At 40.2% G+C, this 22,191-nt stretch carries 19 protein-coding genes; 12 read left to right on the top strand and 7 right to left on the bottom strand.

Annotated elements, in window-relative coordinates; genetic code table 11:
* Window positions 1-5: 5 nt before the first annotated feature.
* The 4 genes from sucA (at window position 6) to sucD (ending at window position 6,583) form a co-directional block, all read left to right on the top strand.
* Window positions 6-2,825, top strand: coding sequence for a 2-oxoglutarate dehydrogenase E1 component (gene sucA, locus RB215_RS07990; protein WP_011328325.1), 2,820 nt, complete (start codon window positions 6-8; stop codon window positions 2,823-2,825).
* Window positions 2,826-2,828: 3 nt separating this feature from the next.
* Window positions 2,829-4,367 (top strand): 2-oxoglutarate dehydrogenase complex dihydrolipoyllysine-residue succinyltransferase, encoded by a 1,539-nt coding sequence (odhB, locus tag RB215_RS07985; RefSeq protein WP_011328324.1) that lies wholly within the window; start codon window positions 2,829-2,831, stop codon window positions 4,365-4,367.
* Window positions 4,368-4,544: 177 nt separating this feature from the next.
* Window positions 4,545-5,711, top strand: a complete 1,167-nt coding sequence (sucC, locus tag RB215_RS07980) for an ADP-forming succinate--CoA ligase subunit beta (RefSeq protein ID WP_011328323.1) — start codon at window positions 4,545-4,547, stop codon at window positions 5,709-5,711.
* Window positions 5,711-6,583, top strand: coding sequence for a succinate--CoA ligase subunit alpha (gene sucD / locus RB215_RS07975; RefSeq protein WP_011328322.1), 873 nt, complete (start codon window positions 5,711-5,713; stop codon window positions 6,581-6,583). The genes sucC and sucD overlap by 1 nt, the downstream gene beginning before the upstream one ends.
* A gap of 68 nt (window positions 6,584-6,651) precedes the next feature.
* Here sucD and RB215_RS07970 read toward each other — a convergent pair whose 3' ends face one another.
* Complete coding sequence (locus tag RB215_RS07970) at window positions 6,652-7,722, bottom strand: DUF3083 family protein (protein WP_011328321.1); 1,071 nt, start codon at window positions 7,720-7,722, stop codon at window positions 6,652-6,654.
* Between the two features lie 216 nt (window positions 7,723-7,938).
* On the opposite strand from RB215_RS07970, the gene glnS reads away from it, so the two are divergent.
* Window positions 7,939-9,597 carry a glutamine--tRNA ligase gene (gene glnS / locus RB215_RS07965; RefSeq protein ID WP_011328320.1) on the top strand — a complete coding sequence of 553 codons (1,659 nt, stop codon included), beginning with the start codon at window positions 7,939-7,941 and terminating at the stop codon, window positions 9,595-9,597.
* Window positions 9,598-9,710: 113 nt separating this feature from the next.
* Here glnS and fur read toward each other — a convergent pair whose 3' ends face one another.
* The 5 genes from fur to RB215_RS07940 form a co-directional block, all read right to left on the bottom strand.
* Window positions 9,711-10,154, bottom strand: coding sequence for a ferric iron uptake transcriptional regulator (gene fur / locus RB215_RS07960; protein ID WP_011328319.1), 444 nt, complete (start codon window positions 10,152-10,154; stop codon window positions 9,711-9,713).
* 196 nt (window positions 10,155-10,350) lie between these two features.
* Window positions 10,351-10,878 (bottom strand): flavodoxin FldA, encoded by a 528-nt coding sequence (gene fldA / locus RB215_RS07955; RefSeq protein WP_011328317.1) that lies wholly within the window; start codon window positions 10,876-10,878, stop codon window positions 10,351-10,353.
* 12 nt (window positions 10,879-10,890) lie between these two features.
* Window positions 10,891-11,169 carry a LexA regulated protein gene (gene ybfE, locus RB215_RS07950; RefSeq protein WP_011328316.1) on the bottom strand — a complete coding sequence of 93 codons (279 nt, stop codon included), beginning with the start codon at window positions 11,167-11,169 and terminating at the stop codon, window positions 10,891-10,893.
* A 2-nt stretch (window positions 11,170-11,171) separates the two neighbouring features.
* The gene (locus RB215_RS07945) at window positions 11,172-11,393 is read right to left on the bottom strand and encodes a DUF2788 domain-containing protein (protein WP_011328315.1); all 222 of its coding nucleotides are present in this window, start codon (window positions 11,391-11,393) and stop codon (window positions 11,172-11,174) included.
* A gap of 95 nt (window positions 11,394-11,488) precedes the next feature.
* Window positions 11,489-12,256: an alpha/beta fold hydrolase gene (locus tag RB215_RS07940; RefSeq protein ID WP_086994251.1), complete on the bottom strand. Its 768-nt coding sequence runs from the start codon at window positions 12,254-12,256 to the stop codon at window positions 11,489-11,491.
* Window positions 12,257-12,519: 263 nt separating this feature from the next.
* Between RB215_RS07940 and seqA the strand changes: the two genes are divergently transcribed.
* The 6 genes from seqA (at window position 12,520) to RB215_RS07910 (ending at window position 19,952) form a co-directional block, all read left to right on the top strand.
* Entirely contained in the window at window positions 12,520-13,113 is a 594-nt protein-coding gene (seqA, locus tag RB215_RS07935) for a replication initiation negative regulator SeqA (RefSeq protein WP_089368346.1), read from the top strand.
* A 9-nt stretch (window positions 13,114-13,122) separates the two neighbouring features.
* Window positions 13,123-14,760, top strand: a complete 1,638-nt coding sequence (gene pgm / locus RB215_RS07930) for a phosphoglucomutase (alpha-D-glucose-1,6-bisphosphate-dependent) (RefSeq protein WP_011328312.1) — start codon at window positions 13,123-13,125, stop codon at window positions 14,758-14,760.
* 97 nt (window positions 14,761-14,857) lie between these two features.
* Window positions 14,858-15,913 carry a succinylglutamate desuccinylase gene (gene astE, locus RB215_RS07925; protein ID WP_309216174.1) on the top strand — a complete coding sequence of 352 codons (1,056 nt, stop codon included), beginning with the start codon at window positions 14,858-14,860 and terminating at the stop codon, window positions 15,911-15,913.
* A gap of 264 nt (window positions 15,914-16,177) precedes the next feature.
* Window positions 16,178-17,392 carry a thiamine pyrophosphate-dependent dehydrogenase E1 component subunit alpha gene (locus tag RB215_RS07920; protein WP_309216173.1) on the top strand — a complete coding sequence of 405 codons (1,215 nt, stop codon included), beginning with the start codon at window positions 16,178-16,180 and terminating at the stop codon, window positions 17,390-17,392.
* Entirely contained in the window at window positions 17,392-18,369 is a 978-nt protein-coding gene (locus RB215_RS07915; RefSeq protein WP_011328309.1) for an alpha-ketoacid dehydrogenase subunit beta, read from the top strand. The genes RB215_RS07920 and RB215_RS07915 overlap by 1 nt, the downstream gene beginning before the upstream one ends.
* Before the next feature lie 8 nt (window positions 18,370-18,377).
* On the top strand, window positions 18,378-19,952 hold the full coding sequence (locus tag RB215_RS07910) for a dihydrolipoyllysine-residue acetyltransferase (protein ID WP_309216172.1): 1,575 nt from the start codon (window positions 18,378-18,380) through the stop codon (window positions 19,950-19,952).
* A gap of 76 nt (window positions 19,953-20,028) precedes the next feature.
* Here RB215_RS07910 and RB215_RS07905 read toward each other — a convergent pair whose 3' ends face one another.
* The gene (locus RB215_RS07905) at window positions 20,029-21,201 is read right to left on the bottom strand and encodes a putative manganese transporter (protein WP_309216171.1); all 1,173 of its coding nucleotides are present in this window, start codon (window positions 21,199-21,201) and stop codon (window positions 20,029-20,031) included.
* Between the two features lie 197 nt (window positions 21,202-21,398).
* Between RB215_RS07905 and RB215_RS07900 the strand changes: the two genes are divergently transcribed.
* Window positions 21,399-22,160, top strand: coding sequence for an IS5 family transposase (locus RB215_RS07900; RefSeq protein ID WP_024600859.1), 762 nt, complete (start codon window positions 21,399-21,401; stop codon window positions 22,158-22,160).
* The last annotated feature ends 31 nt before the right edge of the window (window positions 22,161-22,191 follow it).

Here is a 22,191-nt window from a genome sequence, read left to right as displayed (position 1 = left end):
TATAAATGCACGAAGGTGTGATGAAGGCATGGCTAGAATCTTCACATTTAAACGGCGGTAACGTTGCTTATATTGAAGAGCTTTATGAAGCGTATTTAGACGATGCGACTTCGGTGCCAGAAGAATGGCGAGAAGTGTTTGAACAATTACCTAAAGTTGATGGTGTGGATGTTGAAGTAAAACATTCAGAAGTTCGAGCACAGTTTGCGGCGCTTGCTAAAAACAAGCATAGAGAAGTAGTGGTAGCAGAGGGCAGTGGCGGTGACCTTAAACAGGTTAAAGTATTGCAACTTATTAATGCTTTCCGTTTTCGTGGACACCAAAATGCTAACTTAGATCCGTTAGGTATTTGGCAGCGAGAGCGCGTACGAGATTTAGAGCTAGATTACCACGACCTATCCAATGCTGACTTTGACCGCGAATTTAATGTAGGATCGTTTGCTGTAGGGCGCGATACTATGCCTCTAGGTGAGTTATACCAAGCACTAAAAACCACATATTGTGGTTCTATTGGCGCCGAGTATATGCACATCACATCAACAGAAGAAAAACGTTGGTTACAACAGCGTTTAGAGTCTGTTCAGTCTAGGCCAAAATTCAATAAAGACGAAAAGCTACGTATCCTTAAAGGATTAACCGCAGCCGATGGTCTTGAAAAATATTTAGGGGCTAAGTTCCCAGGTGCTAAGCGCTTCTCACTTGAAGGTGGCGATGCGTTAGTACCTATGCTTAAAGAGCTGATTCACCGCGCTGGTGAAAGTGGCCAAAAAGAAGCTGTTATTGGTATGGCTCACCGCGGCCGTTTAAACGTTCTTGTGAACGTACTTGGTAAAAATCCATCAGAGTTATTTGATGAGTTTGCCGGTAAACACAAAGACACGTTAAGCTCGGGTGATGTTAAATACCACATGGGTTACTCATCTGACTTTGCTACTAAAGGTGGCAATGTGCACATGGCACTTGCGTTTAACCCATCGCATCTTGAAATTGTAAATCCAGTGGTTATGGGCTCAGTACGTGCTCGTTTAGACCGCTTAGGTGACAGCTCAGGTATTAAAGCACTGCCAATTACAATTCATGGCGACTCAGCAATTGCTGGTCAAGGTGTTGTACAAGAAACATTTAACATGTCACAAACAAACGCCTTTAGCTGTGGCGGTAGTATTCGTATAGTAGTAAATAACCAAGTTGGTTTTACAACGTCTAAACAAGACGATGTACGTTCTACTCCATACTGTACTGACATTGCTAAAATGGTGCAGTCGCCAATATTTCATGTTAATTCTGACGATCCAGAAGCAGTGGCATTTGTTACTCAACTGGCACTTGATTTCAGAAACCAATTTAAGCGTGACGTTGTAATTGACCTTGTTTGTTACCGTCGCCATGGTCATAACGAAGCTGATGAGCCTAATGCTACTCAGCCTGTTATGTATCAAAAAATTAAAAAGCATCCAGTTCCACGTTTAATTTACGCTGATCAATTAATTGCCGAAGGCTCATTCACTGAAGATGAGGTTAAAGCACTTGTTGATGATTACCGTAATGGTTTAGACGAAGGTAATTGTGTGGTTGATGAAATACAGCCAGAAACATCACATTCATCAGATTGGGCAAAGTATGTTGGCCATGAATGGAGTGTTGATTACGATGCAAGTGTCTCGGTTGAAAAACTAAAAGAGCTTGGCAACATAGTGTCTAGCTACCCAGAGAGTCATAAAGCGCAATCGCGCGTGAAGAAAATTTACGACGATCGTAAGCTAATGGCATCTGGCGAAAAGCCGCTTGATTGGGGCATGGCAGAAACACTAGCTTATGCAACTATTGCAGCAGAAGGCACAGATATTCGTTTTACTGGACAAGATTCTGGTCGTGGTACTTTCTTCCATCGCCATGCGGTAGTACATAGTCAAGCCGATGGTGCGACTTACACTCCACTTGAGCATGTTGGTAAAGATCAAGGTACTTTCCAAGTATTCGATTCAGTTCTTTCTGAAGAAGCGGTTGTTGCTTTTGAATATGGTTACGCAACGGCAGAGCCAACGTCATTAATTATTTGGGAAGCACAGTTTGGTGACTTTGCAAACGGCGCACAAGTTGTATTTGATCAGTTTTTAAGCTCGGGTGAGCAAAAGTGGGGGCGTTTATGCGGCCTTACTATTTTATTACCACATGGTTACGAAGGCCAAGGTCCAGAGCACAGCTCTGCACGCTTAGAGCGCTTTTTACAACTTTGTGCTGATCACAATATGCAAGTATGTGTACCTTCAACGCCAGCGCAAGTATATGCAATGCTTCGTCGTCAATCAGTTAGACCATTGCGTCGTCCACTGATTGTTATGACGCCTAAGTCATTACTACGCCATCCGTTAGCAGTGTCTTCGCTAGAAGAACTCTCTGCAGGTGTTTTTCATAATGTGATTGACGAAATTGATGATATTAACCCTGAGAAAGTAGAGCGCGTTATTTTTTGTAGTGGTAAAGTTTACTATGAACTATTACAAGAGCGCCGCAAGCTTGAACAAGATAATATTGCTATCGTACGTGTAGAGCAGCTTTACCCGTTCCCACACGACGAAATGAAAACTATTATAGAGCGTTACCAGCACGTAACTGATTTTGTATGGTGTCAAGAAGAGCCGCAAAACCAAGGTGCATGGTATTGCTCGCAACATCACTTCAAAGATGCTATTCCACAAAACGCTAAACTAACGTATGCGGGTCGTAAGGCTTCAGCATCACCAGCATGTGGTTATATGTCAGTACATACTAAAGAACAACAAGCGCTCGTTGCCGACGCGCTTACTATCGAAAATAAAGGATAAGCAATGAGCACAGAAATTAAAGTTCCTGTTCTTCCTGAGTCGGTTGCAGATGCTACCGTTGCTACATGGCATGTAAGTGTTGGCGACAAAGTAACTCGCGACCAAAACTTAGTAGACATTGAAACAGATAAAGTGGTTTTAGAAGTTGTTGCGCAACATGACGGTGTGATTACTGAAATTACACAAGAAGAAGGCGCTACGGTACTTGGCGATCAAGTTATCGGTTTACTTGGCGATGCTGATGCAGCACCAGCAAGTGAAGATGCACCAAAAGAAGACTCTTCAACTGAAGAATCTGCAGCAACTAAATCAGAAGACGCGCCAGCGGCGCAATCAGCACCAGCATCAGAAGGTAAAGAAGTGGATATTAAAGTTCCTGTACTTCCAGAATCAGTTGCAGACGCAACAATTGCTACATGGCATGTACAAGCAGGCGACGCAGTAACTCGCGATCAAAACTTAGTAGATATTGAAACTGATAAAGTGGTACTTGAGGTTGTTGCTCAAGAAGACGGTATCATGGGTGAAATAATCCACGGCGAAGGCGACACTGTATTAGGCGAGCAAGTAATTGGTTCGGTTAAAGCGGGCGGCGCTCCAGCAGCACCAGCTAAAAAAGCAGACGCAGCTGCACCAGCAGCAAGTGAGTCAAACGACAGCTCTGATGTGTTAACACCTTCAGTACGTCGTTTAATTGCTGAAAAAGGCCTAGACGCTGCAAAAATTAAAGGCACGGGTAAAAACGGTCGTGTAACTAAAGAAGACGTAGATACTTTCTTAAAAGCACCTGCACCAGCGGCAAAAGCAGCACCAGCGGCGGCACCTGCAGCAGCAATGGGCGATCGTACACAAAAACGTGTTCCTATGACGCGTTTACGTAAAACAATTGCTAAGCGCTTACTTGAAGCGAAAAACTCAACTGCAATGTTAACAACATTCAACGAAGTGAACATGGAACCTATCATGAGCCTTCGTAAGCAGTATCAAGAAGTGTTTGAAAAGCGCCACGGTATTCGTTTAGGTTTCATGTCTTTCTACGTGAAAGCGGTTACTGAAGCACTTAAGCGCTTCCCAGATGTAAATGCATCAATTGATGGTGACGATATTGTTTATCACAACTACTTCGACATCAGCATCGCTGTATCTACACCTCGTGGTCTAGTAACGCCAGTACTTAAAGATTGTGACAAGTTATCAGTTGCAGAAATCGAAAAAGGTATTCGTGAGCTAGCACTAAAAGGTCGTGATGGTAAGCTAACACTTGATGATATGACGGGTGGTAACTTCACTATTACAAATGGCGGTGTATTTGGTTCTTTACTATCTACTCCTATCATTAATTTACCGCAGTCTTCAATTTTGGGTATGCATAAAATCCAAGATCGTCCAATGGCTGTAAACGGTAAAGTAGAAATACTTCCTATGATGTATTTAGCACTTTCTTATGACCACCGCATCATTGATGGCAAAGAATCTGTTGGCTTCTTAGTAACAATTAAAGAGTTACTTGAAGATCCAACACGCTTATTACTGGATGTTTAATTTAGTTGTATGAAATGTAAGCTGTGAATGAACATTCACAGCTTTTTTTTTGCGCCTTTGGTCATACTGGGGTTTTCATGTTAAGCCTTGGGATCTATACTATGGTCGCAATTTGGGATAGTTGTTTATTTGAAAAAATATTCGGCTCTTTTAGTATAAAAATTTGGATAAAGCATCATGAATTTGCATGAGTATCAGGCAAAACAACTTTTTGCCGAATATGGTTTACCAGTTTCTACAGGTTACGCTTGCGATACACCTGAAGAAGCTGCAGCTGCTGCTGAAAAAATTGGCGGCGATATGTGGGTTGTTAAAACTCAGGTTCACGCAGGTGGACGTGGTAAAGCTGGCGGTGTAAAGCTAGTAAAAACTATCGACGAAGTTAAAGCGTTTGCAGCTAACTGGTTAGGTAAAAACCTAGTTACTTACCAAACAGACGAGAAAGGCCAGCCAGTTGCTAAAATTTTAGTAGAAAGCTGTACTGACATCGCCAACGAATTGTACCTAGGTGCAGTTGTTGACCGTGCATCTCGCAAAGTTGTTTTCATGGCGTCTACTGAAGGCGGCGTTGAAATTGAAACTGTTGCTGAGGAAACACCTGAGCTTATCCATAAAGCTGAGATCGACCCATTAGTAGGTCCTCAAGCTTATCAAGCACGTGAACTAGGTTTCAAATTGGGTCTTAACCCAGTACAAATGAAACAGTTTGTTAAGATCTTTATGGGTCTTGGTAAAATGTTCACTGATTTTGATTTCGCATTACTTGAAATCAACCCGCTTGTGATCACAGACGAAGGTAACCTTCACTGTCTTGACGGCAAAATCGGTATCGATGGTAATGCACTTTACCGTCAACCTAAAATCCGTGAATTCCACGATCCTTCACAAGAAGATTCACGTGAAGCACATGCAGCAAGCTTTGAGCTTAACTACGTAGCGCTAGATGGCAACGTTGGTTGTATGGTTAACGGTGCAGGCCTAGCAATGGGTACTATGGACATCGTAAATCTACACGGTGGCAAACCGGCTAACTTCCTAGATGTTGGCGGCGGCGCGACTAAAGAACGTGTTTCTGAAGCATTCAAAATCATTCTTTCTGATGATAATGTTAAAGCTGTTTTAGTTAACATCTTTGGCGGCATCGTACGTTGTGACATGATTGCTGAAGGCATCATTGGCGCAGTTAAAGAAGTAGGCGTAAACGTACCAGTAGTTGTACGTTTAGAAGGTACTAACGCTGAACTAGGCCGTGAAGTTCTTAAAAACTCTGGTCTAGACATCATCGCTGCTGAATCACTAACAGACGCTGCTGAAAAAGTAGTTGCTGCTGCGGAGGGCAAATAATGTCTGTATTAATCAATAAAGATACAAAAGTTATCTGTCAAGGTTTCACCGGTGGCCAAGGTACTTTCCACTCAGAGCAAGCGCTTGAGTACGGTACACAAATGGTTGGTGGCGTAAGCCCAGGTAAAGGCGGTCAAACGCACCTTGGTCTTCCTGTATTCAATACAGTGCGTGAAGCAGTACAAGAAACTGGCGCAACTGCGTCTGTTATCTATGTACCAGCACCTTTTTGTAAAGATGCAATCTTAGAAGCAATCGATGCAGGCATCGAGCTGATTGTTTGTATCACTGAAGGTATTCCTACACTTGATATGGTTGATGTTAAAATCAAACTAGATCAAACAGGTACACGTATGATCGGTCCTAACTGCCCAGGTGTTATTACTCCTGGTGAAACTAAGATTGGTATCATGCCTGGTCATATCCACAAACCTGGTAAAGTAGGTATTGTTTCTCGCTCTGGTACATTAACGTACGAAGCAGTTAAGCAAACTACTGATGCTGGTTTTGGTCAGTCTACATGTGTTGGTATTGGTGGCGACCCAATTCCAGGTACTAACTTTATCGACGTTTTAGAAATGTTCGAAAAAGATCCACAAACTGAAGCGATCGTAATGATCGGTGAAATTGGTGGTACTGCAGAAGAAGAAGCTGCAGAGTACATCAAAGCACACGTTACTAAACCTGTAGTATCTTACATTGCTGGTGTTACTGCACCAGAAGGTAAGCGTATGGGTCACGCTGGCGCAATCATTGCCGGTGGTAAAGGTACTGCTGATGAGAAATTTGCTGCACTAGAAGCTGCGGGCGTAAAAACTGTACGTTCACTTGCTGATATCGGTAAAGCACTTAAAGAGAAAACAGGCTGGTAATCGCTTTTTTGCTCTAAAAAGGCTCGCTAATGCGAGCCTTTTTGTTATCTGCACTTTTACTTTTACACTTAGTATAGGTAGCTTATATGCTGATAAAACCGCACTGATAAATCTTGGCGTTGTTTATTTATAGCTAACTCATCGCACAAAGTATGAATCGTTTTCTCTACTTGATTCATAAACCGCCCATAGCCCATTTCATTATTATTATGCTGCGCAGCTACCACTACAAAATGCAGTGTTTCTACTAATTTATCTTCATTAAATAGCGCTTTAATTTGCACTTGATCAGTCTCTATGTCAAAGCTTAACTTTTGTAATTCTTGATTACCGTCATTTTTATCAATGCTGCTATTACGAATAATTGGTATAGCGCCATTAGCAACCATAGCCCCGTGGGTTAACTTATTGGTATTACAAATTTGGGTAAATAAATCGGTAAAGTATGTATAAAATTGCTTAAAATCACGATTATTTATTTGTGTTTGAAATTGCGTTTTGATTGCTCGTGACACTGGAATAGCGAAGGTTGCATAGCTCATTTGGGCATGATCACTGGGAATATTACACTGCCTTGACTGGTAGCGAGGGTAGAGGCTACGCAGTTTATAACCGTAGGTTTGTTTATTGCCTTTATCTTTAGCAAATAAGTCATAGGTTAAATGTTGATGATCGCGCAGTTTAAACAGTGGTTGTTCTAAAAATAACTGCTGTTGTAAATTATTTAATACCTTTTGTACTTTGCTATGAAACAGTGCTGAATTTGCACGCAGATCGTCACCGGTTGCTAAAAATAACAGCCTGATTTTTTTACTGGCTATATTTTCAGTGTAGTACGCTTTATGTGCTTCGTGGTAGCGAGGGTTATAAAAAAACAACATTTGTTTATTCGTTTCAAGCTGATACGACTCATCGTTAAAGCGTACTACAGGTAGTTTGTCGTTCGCTAATAAATGCACATTGTGTAAGCCAAGCTCATCACAGCAAGAAAAAAGCTCACGTGCTATACGCTCATAACAACAGTTAATATTACTAAAGCTTTTATAAAAATCAGTGGTAGGGGTTATTTCAGCTAAAAGGTAGTGATTGGTACGGGCATTGGTTGGAATATAAACACGGTGTTGATTTTGTATAGCCATCATGGTTCCTTTAAGTCAGGTTATTTGCTTACTATAATGGCCTTTGATGACGTTATTATTGCGCTAAAACAAAGTTTATTCATTAACTGACTCGTTACTGAATTAAAGTTAACCAAGATCTAAAATAAACCTTAATCTATTGCTGTATGTTAGTGTATGTTTTTGTAATAATGCATTAGTTTTGTTATCACGCACTATTTTGAGGATCATACTCCTATGGCGGAAATCGAGAATCGCCCAAGTAATTTTATTAGAACCCGCATTGACCAAGATTTAGCAAGTGGAAAGCATGCGTCTACGCATACTCGTTTTCCACCCGAACCAAATGGTTTTTTACACATTGGCCATGCAAAATCAATTTGTTTAAATTTTGGCATCGCAAAAGACTATAACGGTTTATGTAACTTACGCTTTGACGATACAAACCCAGAAAAAGAAGATATTAACTACGTTAATTCTATTAAAGAAGACGTGCAGTGGTTAGGCTTTAATTGGGATGGCGAAATTAAATACTCGTCTAATTACTTCGATATATTATACGATTATGCAGTTGAGCTAATAAATAAAGGCTTAGCGTATGTGTGCTTTTTAACGGCAGATCAAGCCCGTGAATACCGTGGCACATTAAAAGAGCCGGGTAAAAACAGCCCATACCGCGATACAGCAAGTGATGAGAATCTCGCGTTATTTGAAAAAATGCGTAATGGCGAGTTTAAAGAAGGCGAGTGTGTACTGCGCGCTAAAATTGATATGGCAAGCTCATTTATGGTGCTTCGCGATCCTATTATTTATCGTGTACGCTTTGCTCATCATCATCAAACTGCAGATAAGTGGTGCATTTACCCAATGTACGACTTTACTCACTGTATTTCTGATGCGCTAGAAGGTATTACTCATTCATTGTGTACACTGGAGTTTCAAGATAACCGTCGTTTATATGACTGGGTACTTGATAACATCAGTTTAGAGTGTCATCCACAACAAATTGAGTTTTCACGCTTAAACCTAGAGTACACTATTATGTCTAAGCGTAAGCTCAGCGACTTAGTAGTGAATAATCATGTAGAAGGGTGGGATGATCCACGTATGCCTACGATTGCAGGCTTACGTCGTCGTGGTTATACCCCAGCCTCCATTCGTGAGTTCTGCTTACGTATTGGTGTAACCAAACAAGAAAACATGGTTGAAATGGGCATGCTTGAAGCCTGTATTCGTGAAGATCTTAACGAAAATGCACCACGTGCAATGGCGGTACTTGATCCCGTTAAAATCGTTATTGAAAACTATGATGCTGATAAAGTAGAAACCTTATCTGTGGCTAATCACCCAAATAAAGAAGAAATGGGTCGTCGTGATGTGCCATTTACACGTGAAATTTATATTGAACGTGAAGACTTTAAAGAAGAAGCTAATAACAAGTTCAAACGTTTAGTACTTGATAAAGAAGTACGCTTACGTGGTGCTTATGTTATTAAAGCACAGCGTGTTGAAAAAGACGAAAACGGTGAAATTACCACTATTTACTGTACTTATGATCCAGAAACGCTAGGTAAAAACCCAAGTGATGGTCGTAAAGTTAAAGGGGTTATTCATTGGGTATCGGCAAGTGAAGCGATTACAGCAGAAGTACGTTTGTATGACCGTTTATTTAGCGTACCAAACCCAGCAGCAGCCGATGAGTTTGAAAGCACCTTAAACCCTGACTCATTAGTTATTTTAACGAATGCTAAGTTAGAGCCATCGTTGGCTAATTCAGCAGCCGAGCAAGGTTTTCAGTTTGAACGTACTGGCTATTTTTCGCGAGATTCAAAAGCGAAAAACATAGTATTTAATCAAACAGTGGGTCTGCGTGACTCATGGTCAAAAACCCAGTAAAGGTTAACGCCTCTGTACTCATTATTACCTAGGAAGTGTTAGTAATGAGTACTGGGAATTTTACTGACAAAAAAACCTGCATTAAGCAGGTTTTTTTTGTTTATAATACAAGCTTAACTTATATTATTAGCAAAATTTTTGCACGCTTCTTTGTCTTCGCATTCACCATACAAATATAAAGAATGATTGGTTAATTTAATACCATTTCTTTCAGCAACTTCAAGTTGGCGACGTTCAATAACATCATCTTCAAACTCAACCACTTTACCACATTTTAGACATACTAAGTGGTCATGGTGAGTGCTGGTTGCAAGTTCAAATACTGATTTACCACCTTCAAAGTGATGGCGAGTAACAATACCAGCGTCATCAAATTGATTAAGTACGCGATATACAGTTGCAAGACCGATTTCTTCACCCAAATCTAGAAGAATTTTATAAACATCCTCAGCACTAATATGCTGGTTATCAGGTGATTGTAAAATCTCTAAAATCTTAATTCGCGGTAAAGTAACCTTTAAACCGGCTTTTTTTAATTCCAAATTATGATCAGTCATTAAATCTGTCTCAATTTTGTTTGGTTATACTAGACACCTTGCAAGGATGTACACGAATAGATGTACACGACACATCAACCGGTAAGGGTAACGTGCCTAGCTACTAAGTGCAAAGGTCAAAGCTAATAAATACCGATAAAAACGCATTTACTAATATATTGCTACTAATTTAAGCAAAAACCAAGAAAAAATAAAGTTAATCAGCAAGTTCGCTTAAACACATTTCTTCATAAACTTGGGCAGACCAGGCTTTAACACGCTGCTCAGTGAGTTCTGGTTGACGGTCTTCATCGATACCTAAACCAACAAAATGTTTGTCATCAGCAATACCTTTAGATGCTTCAAAGTTATAACTTTCACTTGGCCAATGACCAACCACAATAGCACCACGTTCAGTAACTATATCGTTAATCATGCCCATTGCATCTAAAAAGTACTCTGCGTAGTCTTCTTGGTCACCACAACCAAAAATAGCAACCAGCTTACCTTCAAAGTCTACTTCTTCAAGCTCAGGAAAAAAATCATCCCAATCACATTGCGCTTCGCCATAATACCAAGTAGGAATACCAAATAAGATTAAATCAAATTCCGCAATCTCTTCTTTAGAGCTTTTTGCAATATCATGTACAGCTACGAGCTTTTTACCCAATTCTTTTTGGATCATTTTTGCTACGTGTTCTGTATTACCTGTGTCACTTCCGAAAAAAATGCCTACACTTGCCATGGATTAAACCTTTTATCTATCAATAGCCAATCTTTCTTGTAAAATTGTTTCAATCAACACACTGCGGCTAATATTTTGTGCATCTGCCATATCACTAAGTGCCTGATATAACTGTGAAGAAACTTTAAATTCAACACGCTTTAAACCACGTGCTTTATCTCTTTTTATTTGATTACGTTTATTAACCTTTAACTGCATATCCCGTGGAAGGGGATTGGTTTTAGGTCTGCCTGGGCGTTTTTCGTATTCAAATAAATCGAGCGTTGTTCTATCTGTTTCTGACTTGGCCATGCTTAACCTACACCTGCGCCTTGCCAAAATACTTGAATAAGTCCTTTAGCAATAAAGCCAGAACACCCTAAAAAGAGTACAGCCCAAACAATGTAACGACCAAACTTGGGTACATTGCCGCTTTTTAGTACGTCTTTAATTGCCATACCGATAAATATAAAAATACCGGCTAAGCCAAAATACAACCCTAAGGTATCAAATTCGTTAATTAACTGACTGACCATCAACGTGTAACCTTTAAATTAAACGGCGCATACTATAGCATATAAATATACGACTTTTTAGTACGCAAAATCAAAAACAGGCGATTAAAATGAGTTTAAATCGCAGTTAAAAAGTCATTTATTGCTTTATTCACTGCTAATGGCTTTTGCGCATGCAACCAGTGGCCAGCACCGTGAATTATTTTGGCACTGGCATTACTAAAGCGCGCATTAATAGCCGCTCTATGCTCAGCTAATATATAGTCAGAATCATTACCTTTAATAAATAGAGTGTCGCACAAACAAGAATTGTTTTCATTAACATTGTCGGTAATTATCGAATAATTTTTATCAAGACTCAATAAATTAAACCGCCATGCAAAATTGCCTTCATCGTTTTTAGCTAAACTTTTTAATAAAAACTGACGCACACCCATCTCGTCTATAAAAGGCTGCATAATTGCATCGGCATGCTTTCTATCTGTAATAGATTCGTTTGCAACCGCTTTAAGCGCTTGAATAATTTTAGTGTGGCGAGCAGGGTAACTAACAGGTGCTATATCAAGCACAATTAATTTATTAACGTGCTCTGGATGGGTTAATGCCAATTCCATTGCTACTTTTCCGCCCATAGAGTGGCCTATAATGTGCGCTTTATCTATGTTCAAATGCGTTAATAATTCAATAATATCTTGGGCCATTGCCGCATAAGTCATTGTATCGCTATGGGGCGATTTGCCATGGTTACGTAAATCGACATTGGTTACGGTATAAAATTCACTAAGGGGTTTTGCGATCACGTTTAAGTTCTCTAATGATCCAAAAAGCCCATGAATTAAAATAACATGTGGGCCTTGCCCTTGTTGCTTATAATTTAACTGCATATTAGCCTCAGTGTAAAATTCGCCATAGTGTGACGAGCATTTGCTTAAAAAGCAAAAAATACAGTCACAAAATATAATATTGGGCTGTAGCCTGTTTTATCAACAATATTTAGCTATTTAATCGTGCTAAATAGTAATTTAAATAGCGCACATAAGTAATTTAAAATATATGTTTACAGCGGGGTTTGTTGTAACTCGCATTTCTAACTGGTTTGGGTATAATCACACGGAAAGAAAAATGTGGCCGTAATGACAGGAAGAACATGAAACAAATCGACATAGACGACGAGTTATATCAGTATATTGCCAGCAATACGCAAAGTATTGGTGAGAGCGCATCCACTATTTTACGTCGTTTATTAAATCTGAGCGGCGAAAAAATTCAGACCGCAAACGTAGAGCTTAATCAAAATAATCAAACAACAACTACCTTGCCTAAAATTACCCCTGTAGCAGAGCAAACACCTGCGCTTGCTGCTAAGCCAAGTGCAGTAGCTGAGAAGTCTGTGCAGCAAAAAAATGCGAATGTATTTAATGTATTAAATAAAGAAGAGTTGGCAATGCAGAAAGGCGTTGTGGGTCGGTTTTTATTTATTTTAAGTGCATTTTACCGTACCCATAAAACTGACTTTCGCGCCGTATTAGATATCAAAGGCCGTGATCGCGTTTACTTTGCTACTAGCAAAGAAGACTTAGTTAATAGTGGTAGCAGTATGAACCCTAAAAACATCACCGACAGTGAGTACTGGGTAATGACAAACTCTAACACTACACGTAAAAAAATGATGCTTCATGAAGTTGCTTTGTGTTTAGGTTATAGCACAGAACAAGCTGAAAAAATTCGCGACTACCTGTAAGGAAATACTATGGCTATTCATCCAGGTGCGGGCAAACCAGCTCCACAATCGGTATTAATAAATGTACCTAAATTAGTATCTGCGTATTATTTAAATGAGCCAGACCTTGAGCAGAATCCAGAGCATTGTGTTGCATTTGGTACATCAGGGCATCGTGGTTGCTCCTACGATGTTAAATTTAACGAATCGCACATACTCTCTATTACTCAAGCTATTTGTGACTACAGAAAACAAAACGATATTTTTGGCCCGTTATTTTTAGGAAAAGACACCCACGCTTTAAGTGAAGCGGCCTTTAATTCGGCAATAGAAGTATTAGTAGCCAACGAAGTGCAAGTGATCACCCAAGACGATGGTGACTTTACTCCAACACCGGTAATTAGCCACGCTATTGTAAGTTACAACAAGCTGCACCCAAATGAATTAGCCGACGGCATTGTAGTTACGCCTTCGCATAACCCACCAGAGGATGGCGGGTTTAAATACAACCCACCCGATGGCGGGCCTGCCGATACCGACGTAACTAAATGGATAGAAGACAGAGCTAATCAGTTATTACTAGAGGACTTAGTTGAAGTGGAATTATTTCCGTTTGCTAAAGCCTCGCGCTCAGGGTTTATTAAATATCAAGATTTAATGACCCCGTATATTAATGATCTAGAAAATATTGTTAATTTAAAAGCCATTAGCGAAGCGGGTATTAAAATTGGCGTTGATCCCCTGGGCGGCTCAGGCATTAATTTTTGGCCGGTTATCGCTAAAAAATATAATTTAGACATTAGCGTTGTAAATGATGTTGTTGATCCTCGTTTTGCATTTATGCCACTTGATAAAGATGGCAAAATTCGTATGGATTGCTCATCACCTTATTCAATGGCCAACCTTATTGCGCTTAAAGATGATTTTGATATTGCCATTGGTAACGATCCAGATTACGACCGCCATGGCATAGTAACGCCAGATGGTTTAATGAACCCTAATCACTTTTTAGCGGTTGCGATTGATTATTTGCTTAAAAATCGAGACTGGAACGCAAATGTGCAAATTGGCAAAACGTTAGTTTCCAGCTCCATGATCGACAAAGTTACTGAGCGTAATGGCCGTAAAGTAAAAGAAGTACCGGTTGGCTTTAAATGGTTTGTTGAAGGGTTAAATAAAGGTAAGTTAGCCTTTGGCGGCGAAGAAAGTGCTGGCGCCGCATTTTTACGTTTTGATGGCAGTGTTTGGTGTACCGACAAAGATGGCTTTATTATGGGCTTATTAGCGGCCGAAATACTTGCTGTTACCGGTAAAACACCGTCTGCTCTTTATAAAGAGTTAGAGCAAGAATTTGGCTCGCCGCTTTATAAACGTATAGACGCACCGGCTACAAGCACGCAAAAATCGCGTTTAAAAGCCCTCAGTGCCGACGACGTTAAAGCCGATACACTCGCAGGTGAACCTATTTTACAAAAGCTAACCCATGCGCCAGGTAATAATGCGCCAATTGGTGGTTTAAAAGTAGTTACCGAAAGTGGTTGGTTTGCAGCGCGTCCATCGGGTACTGAAGATATATACAAAATTTACCTTGAGTCGTTTAAAGGTGAAGCGCATTTAGCACTACTTGAAAAAGAAGCTAAAAAGCTAGTAGACTCAGTTATTAGCTAATATCGCTTATATTACTTAAAAACGGCTGATTTAATCAGCCGTTTTTGCTTTTAATTGCATAATAATAATTTCAATTTTACAAAGGGCTTTTATCCATATGTCAGCCACTACTCCAGATTACATCGAAGAATTAAAACAAACTGGCGACTTTTTGACGCTAAGCCGCAATAACGAATGGCACTTAGCCGCAGGGGAGTTCACCCTCAATAATGGCACAGTAGTTACTATTCATGATACCGGTGTTATAGAGTTTCAACCGGCCACTTTTTCAAGCAAAGACGTAGTGTACTCAAGTGCAGTGCACGGAAACGAAACCGCACCAATCGAAATATGCGACGAATTAATTAAACAAATAATCGCCGGTGAGCTGCTCTTAAAGCAGCGCGCTTTATTTATTTTTGGTAATCCGCAATCAATTAATATTGGTTTGCGTTTTGTGGAAGAAAACCTTAACAGGTTGTTTAATGGCTACCATAGTGTAGACGGCGTACCAATGAATAACGAACGTACCCGTGCAGCCAAATTAGAGCAGTACGTAAGTGACTTTTTTAGCCGAGGCGAGCAAGGTAGCAGCCGCTGCCATTACGATTTACATACTGCAATTCGTGGCTCTAAAAACGAAAAGTTTGCAGTGTATCCCTATTTACATGGTAAACCGTGGAAAAAGTCGCAATTACAGTTTTTATTAAGTTGTGGGGTAAATACCGTATTAATGATGAAATCCCCAGCAACCACCTTTAGTTATTATTCATCATTTGTGCATGGTGCCGATTCGTTTACGGTCGAGCTTGGCCAAGTTAAGCCCTTTGGTGAGAATGACATGAGCCGCTTTGCAAAAACCAAACAAACACTCACTGCATTAATTAGCCAAGATAAGGTTGAATATCCAGAATTTAATGCAGATGAATTCGAGTTGTTTACTGTGCACCGCACCATAAATAGAACGCAGAATGAATTTAGTTTTCCATTTTCAGATCAGGCCGAAAACTTCACAGGTTTTGCCAAGGGTGAGTTGTTAGCTACTGATGGCGATACACCTTACTACGCTGATGTGCAAGGAGAAGCGATTATTTTCCCCAATGCAAACGTAGCTATTGGGCAGCGAGCGCTGTTAACCGTTGTTCCAATGGCGATAGACAGTAATTTTATTTAAAACAGCTGATCAGACCACTTGTTGTAATAAGTTAACTATATGATTAATAAATAGTAAAATATCTGTATAGTTAACTTGCCATTTTTATACTCACTATTTAGTTTTGTTTCGTCACAGATTTGTTGAATAACACTTTACGTTAACGTAAAGTGTCGGCAGCTTTAATTAAAGACAGTGCGGATGTTGCAAAGTTTATTCGCAGCAATCAACCCACAATAATAATTTAATGGGCACTGTTTTATCGACAACAAAAGAAGGTAGGTTATGAGTAATCCAAATAACGTATCGCTGAATATTAACCATAAGCTTGAGTTTATCGATGGCAATGCGTTAACTATTCCAACCCTTAGTATTTTAACTGAGGACGGCGAGATTCATCCAGGTGCAACCACACCCGACATTTCAAAACATACCGCAATTAAATTATACGAAACCATGCGCTTTATACGTTTGTTAGATGAGCGCATGCAAGGTGCACAGCGCCAAGGCCGCATTAGCTTTTATATGCAATGTTTAGGTGAAGAAGCTGCAGTAACAGCCTCTGCAGCTGCGCTTGATCAAAATGATATGATTATGGCTCAGTACCGTGAACAAGCGGCGCTTCACTATCGTGGTTTTACGCTTGATCAGTTTATGAACCAAATGTTTTCTAATGAACTGGATTTAGGCAAAGGCCGCCAAATGCCGATTCATTATGGTTCTAAAGCATTAAACTATATGACCATATCATCGCCATTAGGAACACAAATTCCACAAGCGACTGGCTACGCTTATGGTCAAAAAATTAAACATATAGATGCTAAAACAGGTGAGCTTGCCAGCACTATAGATAACATCACTATTTGTTATTTTGGTGAAGGCGCAGCGTCTGAAGGGGACTTTCATGCCGGTGTAAATATGGCCGCAGTGCATCAAGCACCGGTAATATTTTTTGCCCGTAATAATGGTTATGCTATTTCGACCCCTGCAGATGAGCAGTTTAAAGGTGACGGCATTGCTTCTCGTGGCGTTGGTTACGGTATTAAAACAATTCGTGTTGATGGCACAGATGCCCTTGCAGTGTATGCGGCAACTAAAAAAGCCCGTGAAATTGCAGTAAGCACAGGCGAGCCAATTTTAATTGAATCAATTGCTTATCGCTTAGGTGCGCATTCGACCTCAGACGATCCAAGTGGTTATCGCTCAAAAGATGAAGAAGCTAATCATCAAGTATGCCCAATCGACAAGTTTAGAAAATGGCTAATTAAGCAAGACTGGCTAAACGAAGCCGACGATGTAAAAGCTAAAGAATCAATTCGTGAAGAAATTTTAGCTGCGCTAAAACGTGCCGAAGTAGTGGCAAAGCCAGCTTTAGAAGAATTAATATCAGATGTTTACGATACCCCAATTCCATCATTGCAACGCCAATATGAGCAACTAAAAGCGCATATAAAACTGCATCCAGATGCCTACCCAGTTACAGCAGGGAGAATTAAGTAATGGCTAAAATGAACATGCTACACGCAATTAACTCTGCACTTGACATTACTATGGCAGAGCATCCACAAGCTTGTATTTTTGGCGAAGATGTGGGTTACTTTGGTGGTGTATTTAGAGCAACCTCAGGCTTACAAGAAAAGTACGGTAAACACCGTGTATTTAATACTCCGCTTACAGAGCAAGGTATTTTAGGTTTTGCGAATGGTTTAGCGGCTTTTGGCGCTCCAGCGCTGGCAGAAATACAGTTTGCAGATTATATATTTCCAGCCTTTGACCAAATAGTCAATGAATCAGCTAAATTTCGCTACCGCAGTGGTAATGAGTTTAATGTGGGTAATTTAACTATTCGTACACCTTACGGCGGCGGAATTGCAGGGGGCTTGTATCATTCACAATCACCCGAGGCTTACTTTGCACATACACCAGGCTTAAAAGTTATTGTGCCACGTAACCCGTACCAAGCAAAAGGCTTATTACGCGCGGCAATCAAAGATGACAACCCGGTATTGTTTTTTGAACCAAAACGCTTATACCGCGCATCAATCGGCGAAGTGCCAGAAGAAGATTACACCATTGAGCTTGGAAAAGCCGAGGTAGTACAACAAGGTACAGACGTGACCTTACTTGCGTGGGGCGCGCAAATGGAAATAATAGAAGACGCCGCCAAACAAGCAAGTGAACAAGGCATTAGCTGTGAAGTAATTGATTTACGCAGTATTTTACCATGGGATGTAGAGGCAATTGCACAGTCGGTGACTAAAACTGGACGCTTGATTGTTAGCCACGAAGCGCCAATTACTAATGGCTTTGGTGCAGAAATAGCGGCAACCATTGGTCAAGAATGTTTCCTACATTTAGAATCGCCAATTATGCGCGTGTGTGGCTTAGATACGCCGTATCCGTTAGCGCTTGAAAAAGAATATGTACCGGATGCATTAAAAGTATTGGCCGCAATTAAACAATCAATGGATTTTTAGGGGATACCATGGCTAAAGATTTTATATTACCCGATATTGGTGAAGGCATAGTTGAATGCGAAGTTGTTGAATGGCTTGTGGCAGAAGGTGACACTGTGGCTGAAGATCAGCCTATTTGTGATGTAATGACAGACAAGGCATTAGTGCAAATACCCGCTGTACATGATGGGGTAATTACCAAGCTTTATTATCAAAAAGGTGAAATTGCCAAGGTTCATGGGCCATTATTTGCTATGAATGTAAGTGGTGAAGCAGTTAGCGAAGAAGCTGATGCAGCACCTGAAAAAGCAGCTCAAACGGTTGTCAGTAATAATAGCAGCGAGCACTTAGAAGATTTTATTTTGCCAGATATAGGCGAAGGTATTGTTGAGTGTGAAATTGTTGACTGGTTAGTTGCCGAAGGTGAAGAAATAGTTGAGGATCAAGCGGTTTGTGATGTAATGACAGACAAAGCCTTGGTACAAATACCGGCAAAATATACAGGTGTTGTAAATAAGCTGTATTATCAAAAAGGTGAAATAGCCAAAGTGCACAGCCCGTTATTTCAAATGACGGTAGCAGGGCGTACAGCTAAAGCCGATGCAGATATAAATCAAGCAGTGGTAAAAGCACAAACTAATGCAGCAGATAAACCAGCGGCTATTAAAGCTGAGCAAACAACTAAAATTGTGAATAAAAAAGCAGTTGCATCGCCAGCGGTTCGTCGTAAAGCACGCGAGCTTGATGTTGATTTAACCTGTGTACCGGGCAGTGGTAAAAATGGCCGTATTTATAAACAAGACATAGAAGAGTTTGTAAAAGGCGAAGTTCCTAACACTATCGATACTTCACCATTACACAGTGGTAATGAGCAAAAAACATCAGCTACACACTCAGGTGGTACACGTGTAGAGCCAATTAAAGGCATAAAAGCGGCAATGGCTAAACAAATGGTGGCGTCGGTTTCGACCATTCCACACTTTACCTTTAGTGATGAAGTAGACTTAACTAAGCTAATTGCGCTTCGCTCTAGTTTAAAAGAGCAGTATAAAGCGCAAGGTATTAAACTAACCATGATGCCGTTTTTTGTTAAAGCATTATCGCTTGCAATGAAAGAGTACCCAGTACTTAACTCTAAAGTAAATGATGAGTGCAGCGAGCTTACCTATTATAACGATCATAATATTGGAATTGCAGTTGACTCAAAAATAGGTTTATTAGTGCCTAATATTAAATCGTGTCAGAGCAAAAGTATTGTAGAAGTTGCAAACGATTTAACCCGTTTAACCGACTCAGCGCGAGAAGGTCGTGTTGCGCCAGATGATTTGAAAGGCGGTACTATTAGTATTTCAAATATTGGTGCAATTGGCGGCACTATTGCTACGCCTATTATTAATAAACCAGAGGTGGCTATTGTTGCTTTGGGTAAATTACAGCACTTACCGCGTTTTGATGAAAACGGCCAAGTGGTAAGCAAAGCTATAATGCAGGTGAGCTGGTCTGGCGATCATCGCGTGATTGATGGCGGCACTATTGCCCGTTTTAATAACCTTTGGAAGTCGTACTTAGAAAACCCATCGGTAATGATGATGGCGATGAGCTAAACATACGCGCTTATTGTTATTAAAAAAACCAGCTTCGGCTGGTTTTTTGTTTACTGTATTTAAAAGTATTATTTACTCACCAAAAATATAAACCATAACCCACGGCTAAAGCCGGTATTGCAGTATAAAAAGTTGCTATGAGCGCGGCTTTTGGTGCCATTGCTATGGCAGGAAACAGCGCATCGCCATCGTTAGAAATAGCATTTGCAGTTAAAGCACTAAATGGAATAATACCTTGAATGTACAAAGTGGTAACAATTATTTGTGGCCCGCAACCGGGTAAAAAACCGATTAATACCGCTATAAGTGGTGCTAAATACGCATAGTGTAAAAACCATGCTTTTAAATCAAGTCCTGCCACATTTACTAATATTTCAAATAACATAAATGACGCAACGACCCACGCAGTTACAAAGTGAGTGTCTTGTAATACCTTGGTAATATTAGAGGGAGGATTACGCTTACATGCATCGTCTTCTGCGGTGACTTCTTTATAGCTCTCTCCTTTAGACGAATACGCCCAAATACTGACAATAAACAGTGCCATTGCAGCACCAAAAAAGCTAATAATGTTAGGTATATTAGTATCCCACTTGTTAAAATCAACATTAAACGCAATTAACAAAGCAATAATTAAGCTTGGAACAATAGCAACCATCCATACCGGCTTAGATATTTTAATAATAGCTGTTGGTAGCTGTATAACCTGTTGTTTATGCTGTTGTGGGAGTGGTCGCAAAAAGTCTTTTTTATGAATAGCATTTACTATCAACCCGCTTAAAGTTCCTACAACCAAGCCAATACCCATAATAATTACTCCTTCGGTAGGGCGAGTAGCAAGTAGTAAAAATGCCGCATCACCCATTGTTGCAGCTAAAACCGCGACAATAGCGCCAAAACTGGCTTGGCCTTTTGTAAATTGGGTAACAACAATAATTGCACCACCACAGCCTGGTAATGCACCTAGTATAGATGCAAAAGCAACTTCTAAAATAGGCGACTTAGCGCTTAAATAACTAAGCTCTAATTGTGGTAAACGTGCTATGGCATAGTAGTAAATTAGTAAGGTAGCTGCTACAAAAACACTGACCTGAAAAAATGCGTCACTGAGTGCAGTAATAGTAATAGCGCGTAAATTAGGTAGGGCTAAACACACTAATATAAAGAGTGGTAATAATAAGCGTTTGTTTTGACCCATAAAGCGTTTTGAATTGGCTGTTATAAATCCACTATGTGAGAGTAATTGCATAAAGTGTGGCCTAGTAAGTAACTAAGCTACACTTTACATTGCACTCAAATGGTAATCAATATCATTTGAGTGCAATTATATCGATTACTCTATTTGAGTTTTTCGATTAGGGCGTGTTGATCTTTGTGGTATGAAAAACAAACAGCATGAAGATAAGGTATAATTGAATTCGCCAGAAAACTTTACACCGAACCTACATGCCAAGATTAATGTTAACAGACGGGACATGGAATGTCTTATCAAAAGTAATGTACTTAAGTGGTCGAATTTATAATAAGCCCGACCATAGAAAAACGCTCGAAGGCATACTGTATAAGATGCGCACAGGTATTCCATGGCGAGATTTACCTTCTGATTTTGGCCGTTGGAGTGCTATCTACAGACGGTTTAATTTATGGTCCAAAAAAGGGATTTTGAATGAACTGTTTCGCGCATTATCTCGTGATGCGGACATGGATTGGGTCTTCATTGATGGCAGTATTGTCAGGGCTCATCAACATAGTTGCGGTGCAAGAACTGCTGACAATGAATCAATTGGAAAGAGCCGAGGTGGAAATTCTACGAAAATTCATCTTGCAGTCGATAGCGGAGGGTTGCCTGTTTATTATGAATTATCCTGTGGAAATACGCATGATATCGTCCATGCAGAGTCACTCGTAGCTAATTGCCCAACAAGTAATATGGTTGTCGCAGATAAAGGCTACGACAGTGAAAAACTGAGAGCGTTTGTTCGTGATAATAACGCTACACCCGTTATTCCACGTAAGGGCAACAGTTTAGTAGGCAATGAAGATATTGACTGGTGCATGTACAAATATCGGCACTTGGTTGAGAATGCATTTGGCCGTATTAAGCAATATAGAGGGATAGCCACGCGGTATGAAAAGCTTGAACGAAATTATCATTCAATGCTCGCTTTAGCATTTACTATGATGTGGCTACCAATGTGGGCTGATTGATATATGTACTACAAAGATCAACAGCCCCTAG

This window comes from Pseudoalteromonas sp. HL-AS2, from assembly GCF_031198805.1.
Lineage (GTDB): Bacteria > Pseudomonadota > Gammaproteobacteria > Enterobacterales > Alteromonadaceae > Pseudoalteromonas > Pseudoalteromonas nigrifaciens.
This window is presented reverse-complemented; position numbering and strand designations above follow the sequence as displayed.

What these genes read in the sequence shown, in the direction of transcription:
- sucA (WP_011328325.1), top strand. Translation starts at nt 6, where the DNA reads ATGCACGAAGGTGTGATGAAGGCATGGCTAGAATCTTCACATTTAAAC.
- odhB (WP_011328324.1), top strand. Translation starts at nt 2,829, where the DNA reads ATGAGCACAGAAATTAAAGTTCCTGTTCTTCCTGAGTCGGTTGCAGAT.
- sucC (WP_011328323.1), top strand. Translation starts at nt 4,545, where the DNA reads ATGAATTTGCATGAGTATCAGGCAAAACAACTTTTTGCCGAATATGGT.
- sucD (WP_011328322.1), top strand. Translation starts at nt 5,711, where the DNA reads ATGTCTGTATTAATCAATAAAGATACAAAAGTTATCTGTCAAGGTTTC.
- RB215_RS07970 (WP_011328321.1), bottom strand. Translation starts at nt 7,722, where the DNA reads ATGGCTATACAAAATCAACACCGTGTTTATATTCCAACCAATGCCCGT.
- glnS (WP_011328320.1), top strand. Translation starts at nt 7,939, where the DNA reads ATGGCGGAAATCGAGAATCGCCCAAGTAATTTTATTAGAACCCGCATT.
- fur (WP_011328319.1), bottom strand. Translation starts at nt 10,154, where the DNA reads ATGACTGATCATAATTTGGAATTAAAAAAAGCCGGTTTAAAGGTTACT.
- fldA (WP_011328317.1), bottom strand. Translation starts at nt 10,878, where the DNA reads ATGGCAAGTGTAGGCATTTTTTTCGGAAGTGACACAGGTAATACAGAA.
- ybfE (WP_011328316.1), bottom strand. Translation starts at nt 11,169, where the DNA reads ATGGCCAAGTCAGAAACAGATAGAACAACGCTCGATTTATTTGAATAC.
- RB215_RS07945 (WP_011328315.1), bottom strand. Translation starts at nt 11,393, where the DNA reads ATGGTCAGTCAGTTAATTAACGAATTTGATACCTTAGGGTTGTATTTT.
- RB215_RS07940 (WP_086994251.1), bottom strand. Translation starts at nt 12,256, where the DNA reads ATGCAGTTAAATTATAAGCAACAAGGGCAAGGCCCACATGTTATTTTA.
- seqA (WP_089368346.1), top strand. Translation starts at nt 12,520, where the DNA reads ATGAAACAAATCGACATAGACGACGAGTTATATCAGTATATTGCCAGC.
- pgm (WP_011328312.1), top strand. Translation starts at nt 13,123, where the DNA reads ATGGCTATTCATCCAGGTGCGGGCAAACCAGCTCCACAATCGGTATTA.
- astE (WP_309216174.1), top strand. Translation starts at nt 14,858, where the DNA reads ATGTCAGCCACTACTCCAGATTACATCGAAGAATTAAAACAAACTGGC.
- RB215_RS07920 (WP_309216173.1), top strand. Translation starts at nt 16,178, where the DNA reads ATGAGTAATCCAAATAACGTATCGCTGAATATTAACCATAAGCTTGAG.
- RB215_RS07915 (WP_011328309.1), top strand. Translation starts at nt 17,392, where the DNA reads ATGGCTAAAATGAACATGCTACACGCAATTAACTCTGCACTTGACATT.
- RB215_RS07910 (WP_309216172.1), top strand. Translation starts at nt 18,378, where the DNA reads ATGGCTAAAGATTTTATATTACCCGATATTGGTGAAGGCATAGTTGAA.
- RB215_RS07905 (WP_309216171.1), bottom strand. Translation starts at nt 21,201, where the DNA reads ATGCAATTACTCTCACATAGTGGATTTATAACAGCCAATTCAAAACGC.
- RB215_RS07900 (WP_024600859.1), top strand. Translation starts at nt 21,399, where the DNA reads ATGCCAAGATTAATGTTAACAGACGGGACATGGAATGTCTTATCAAAA.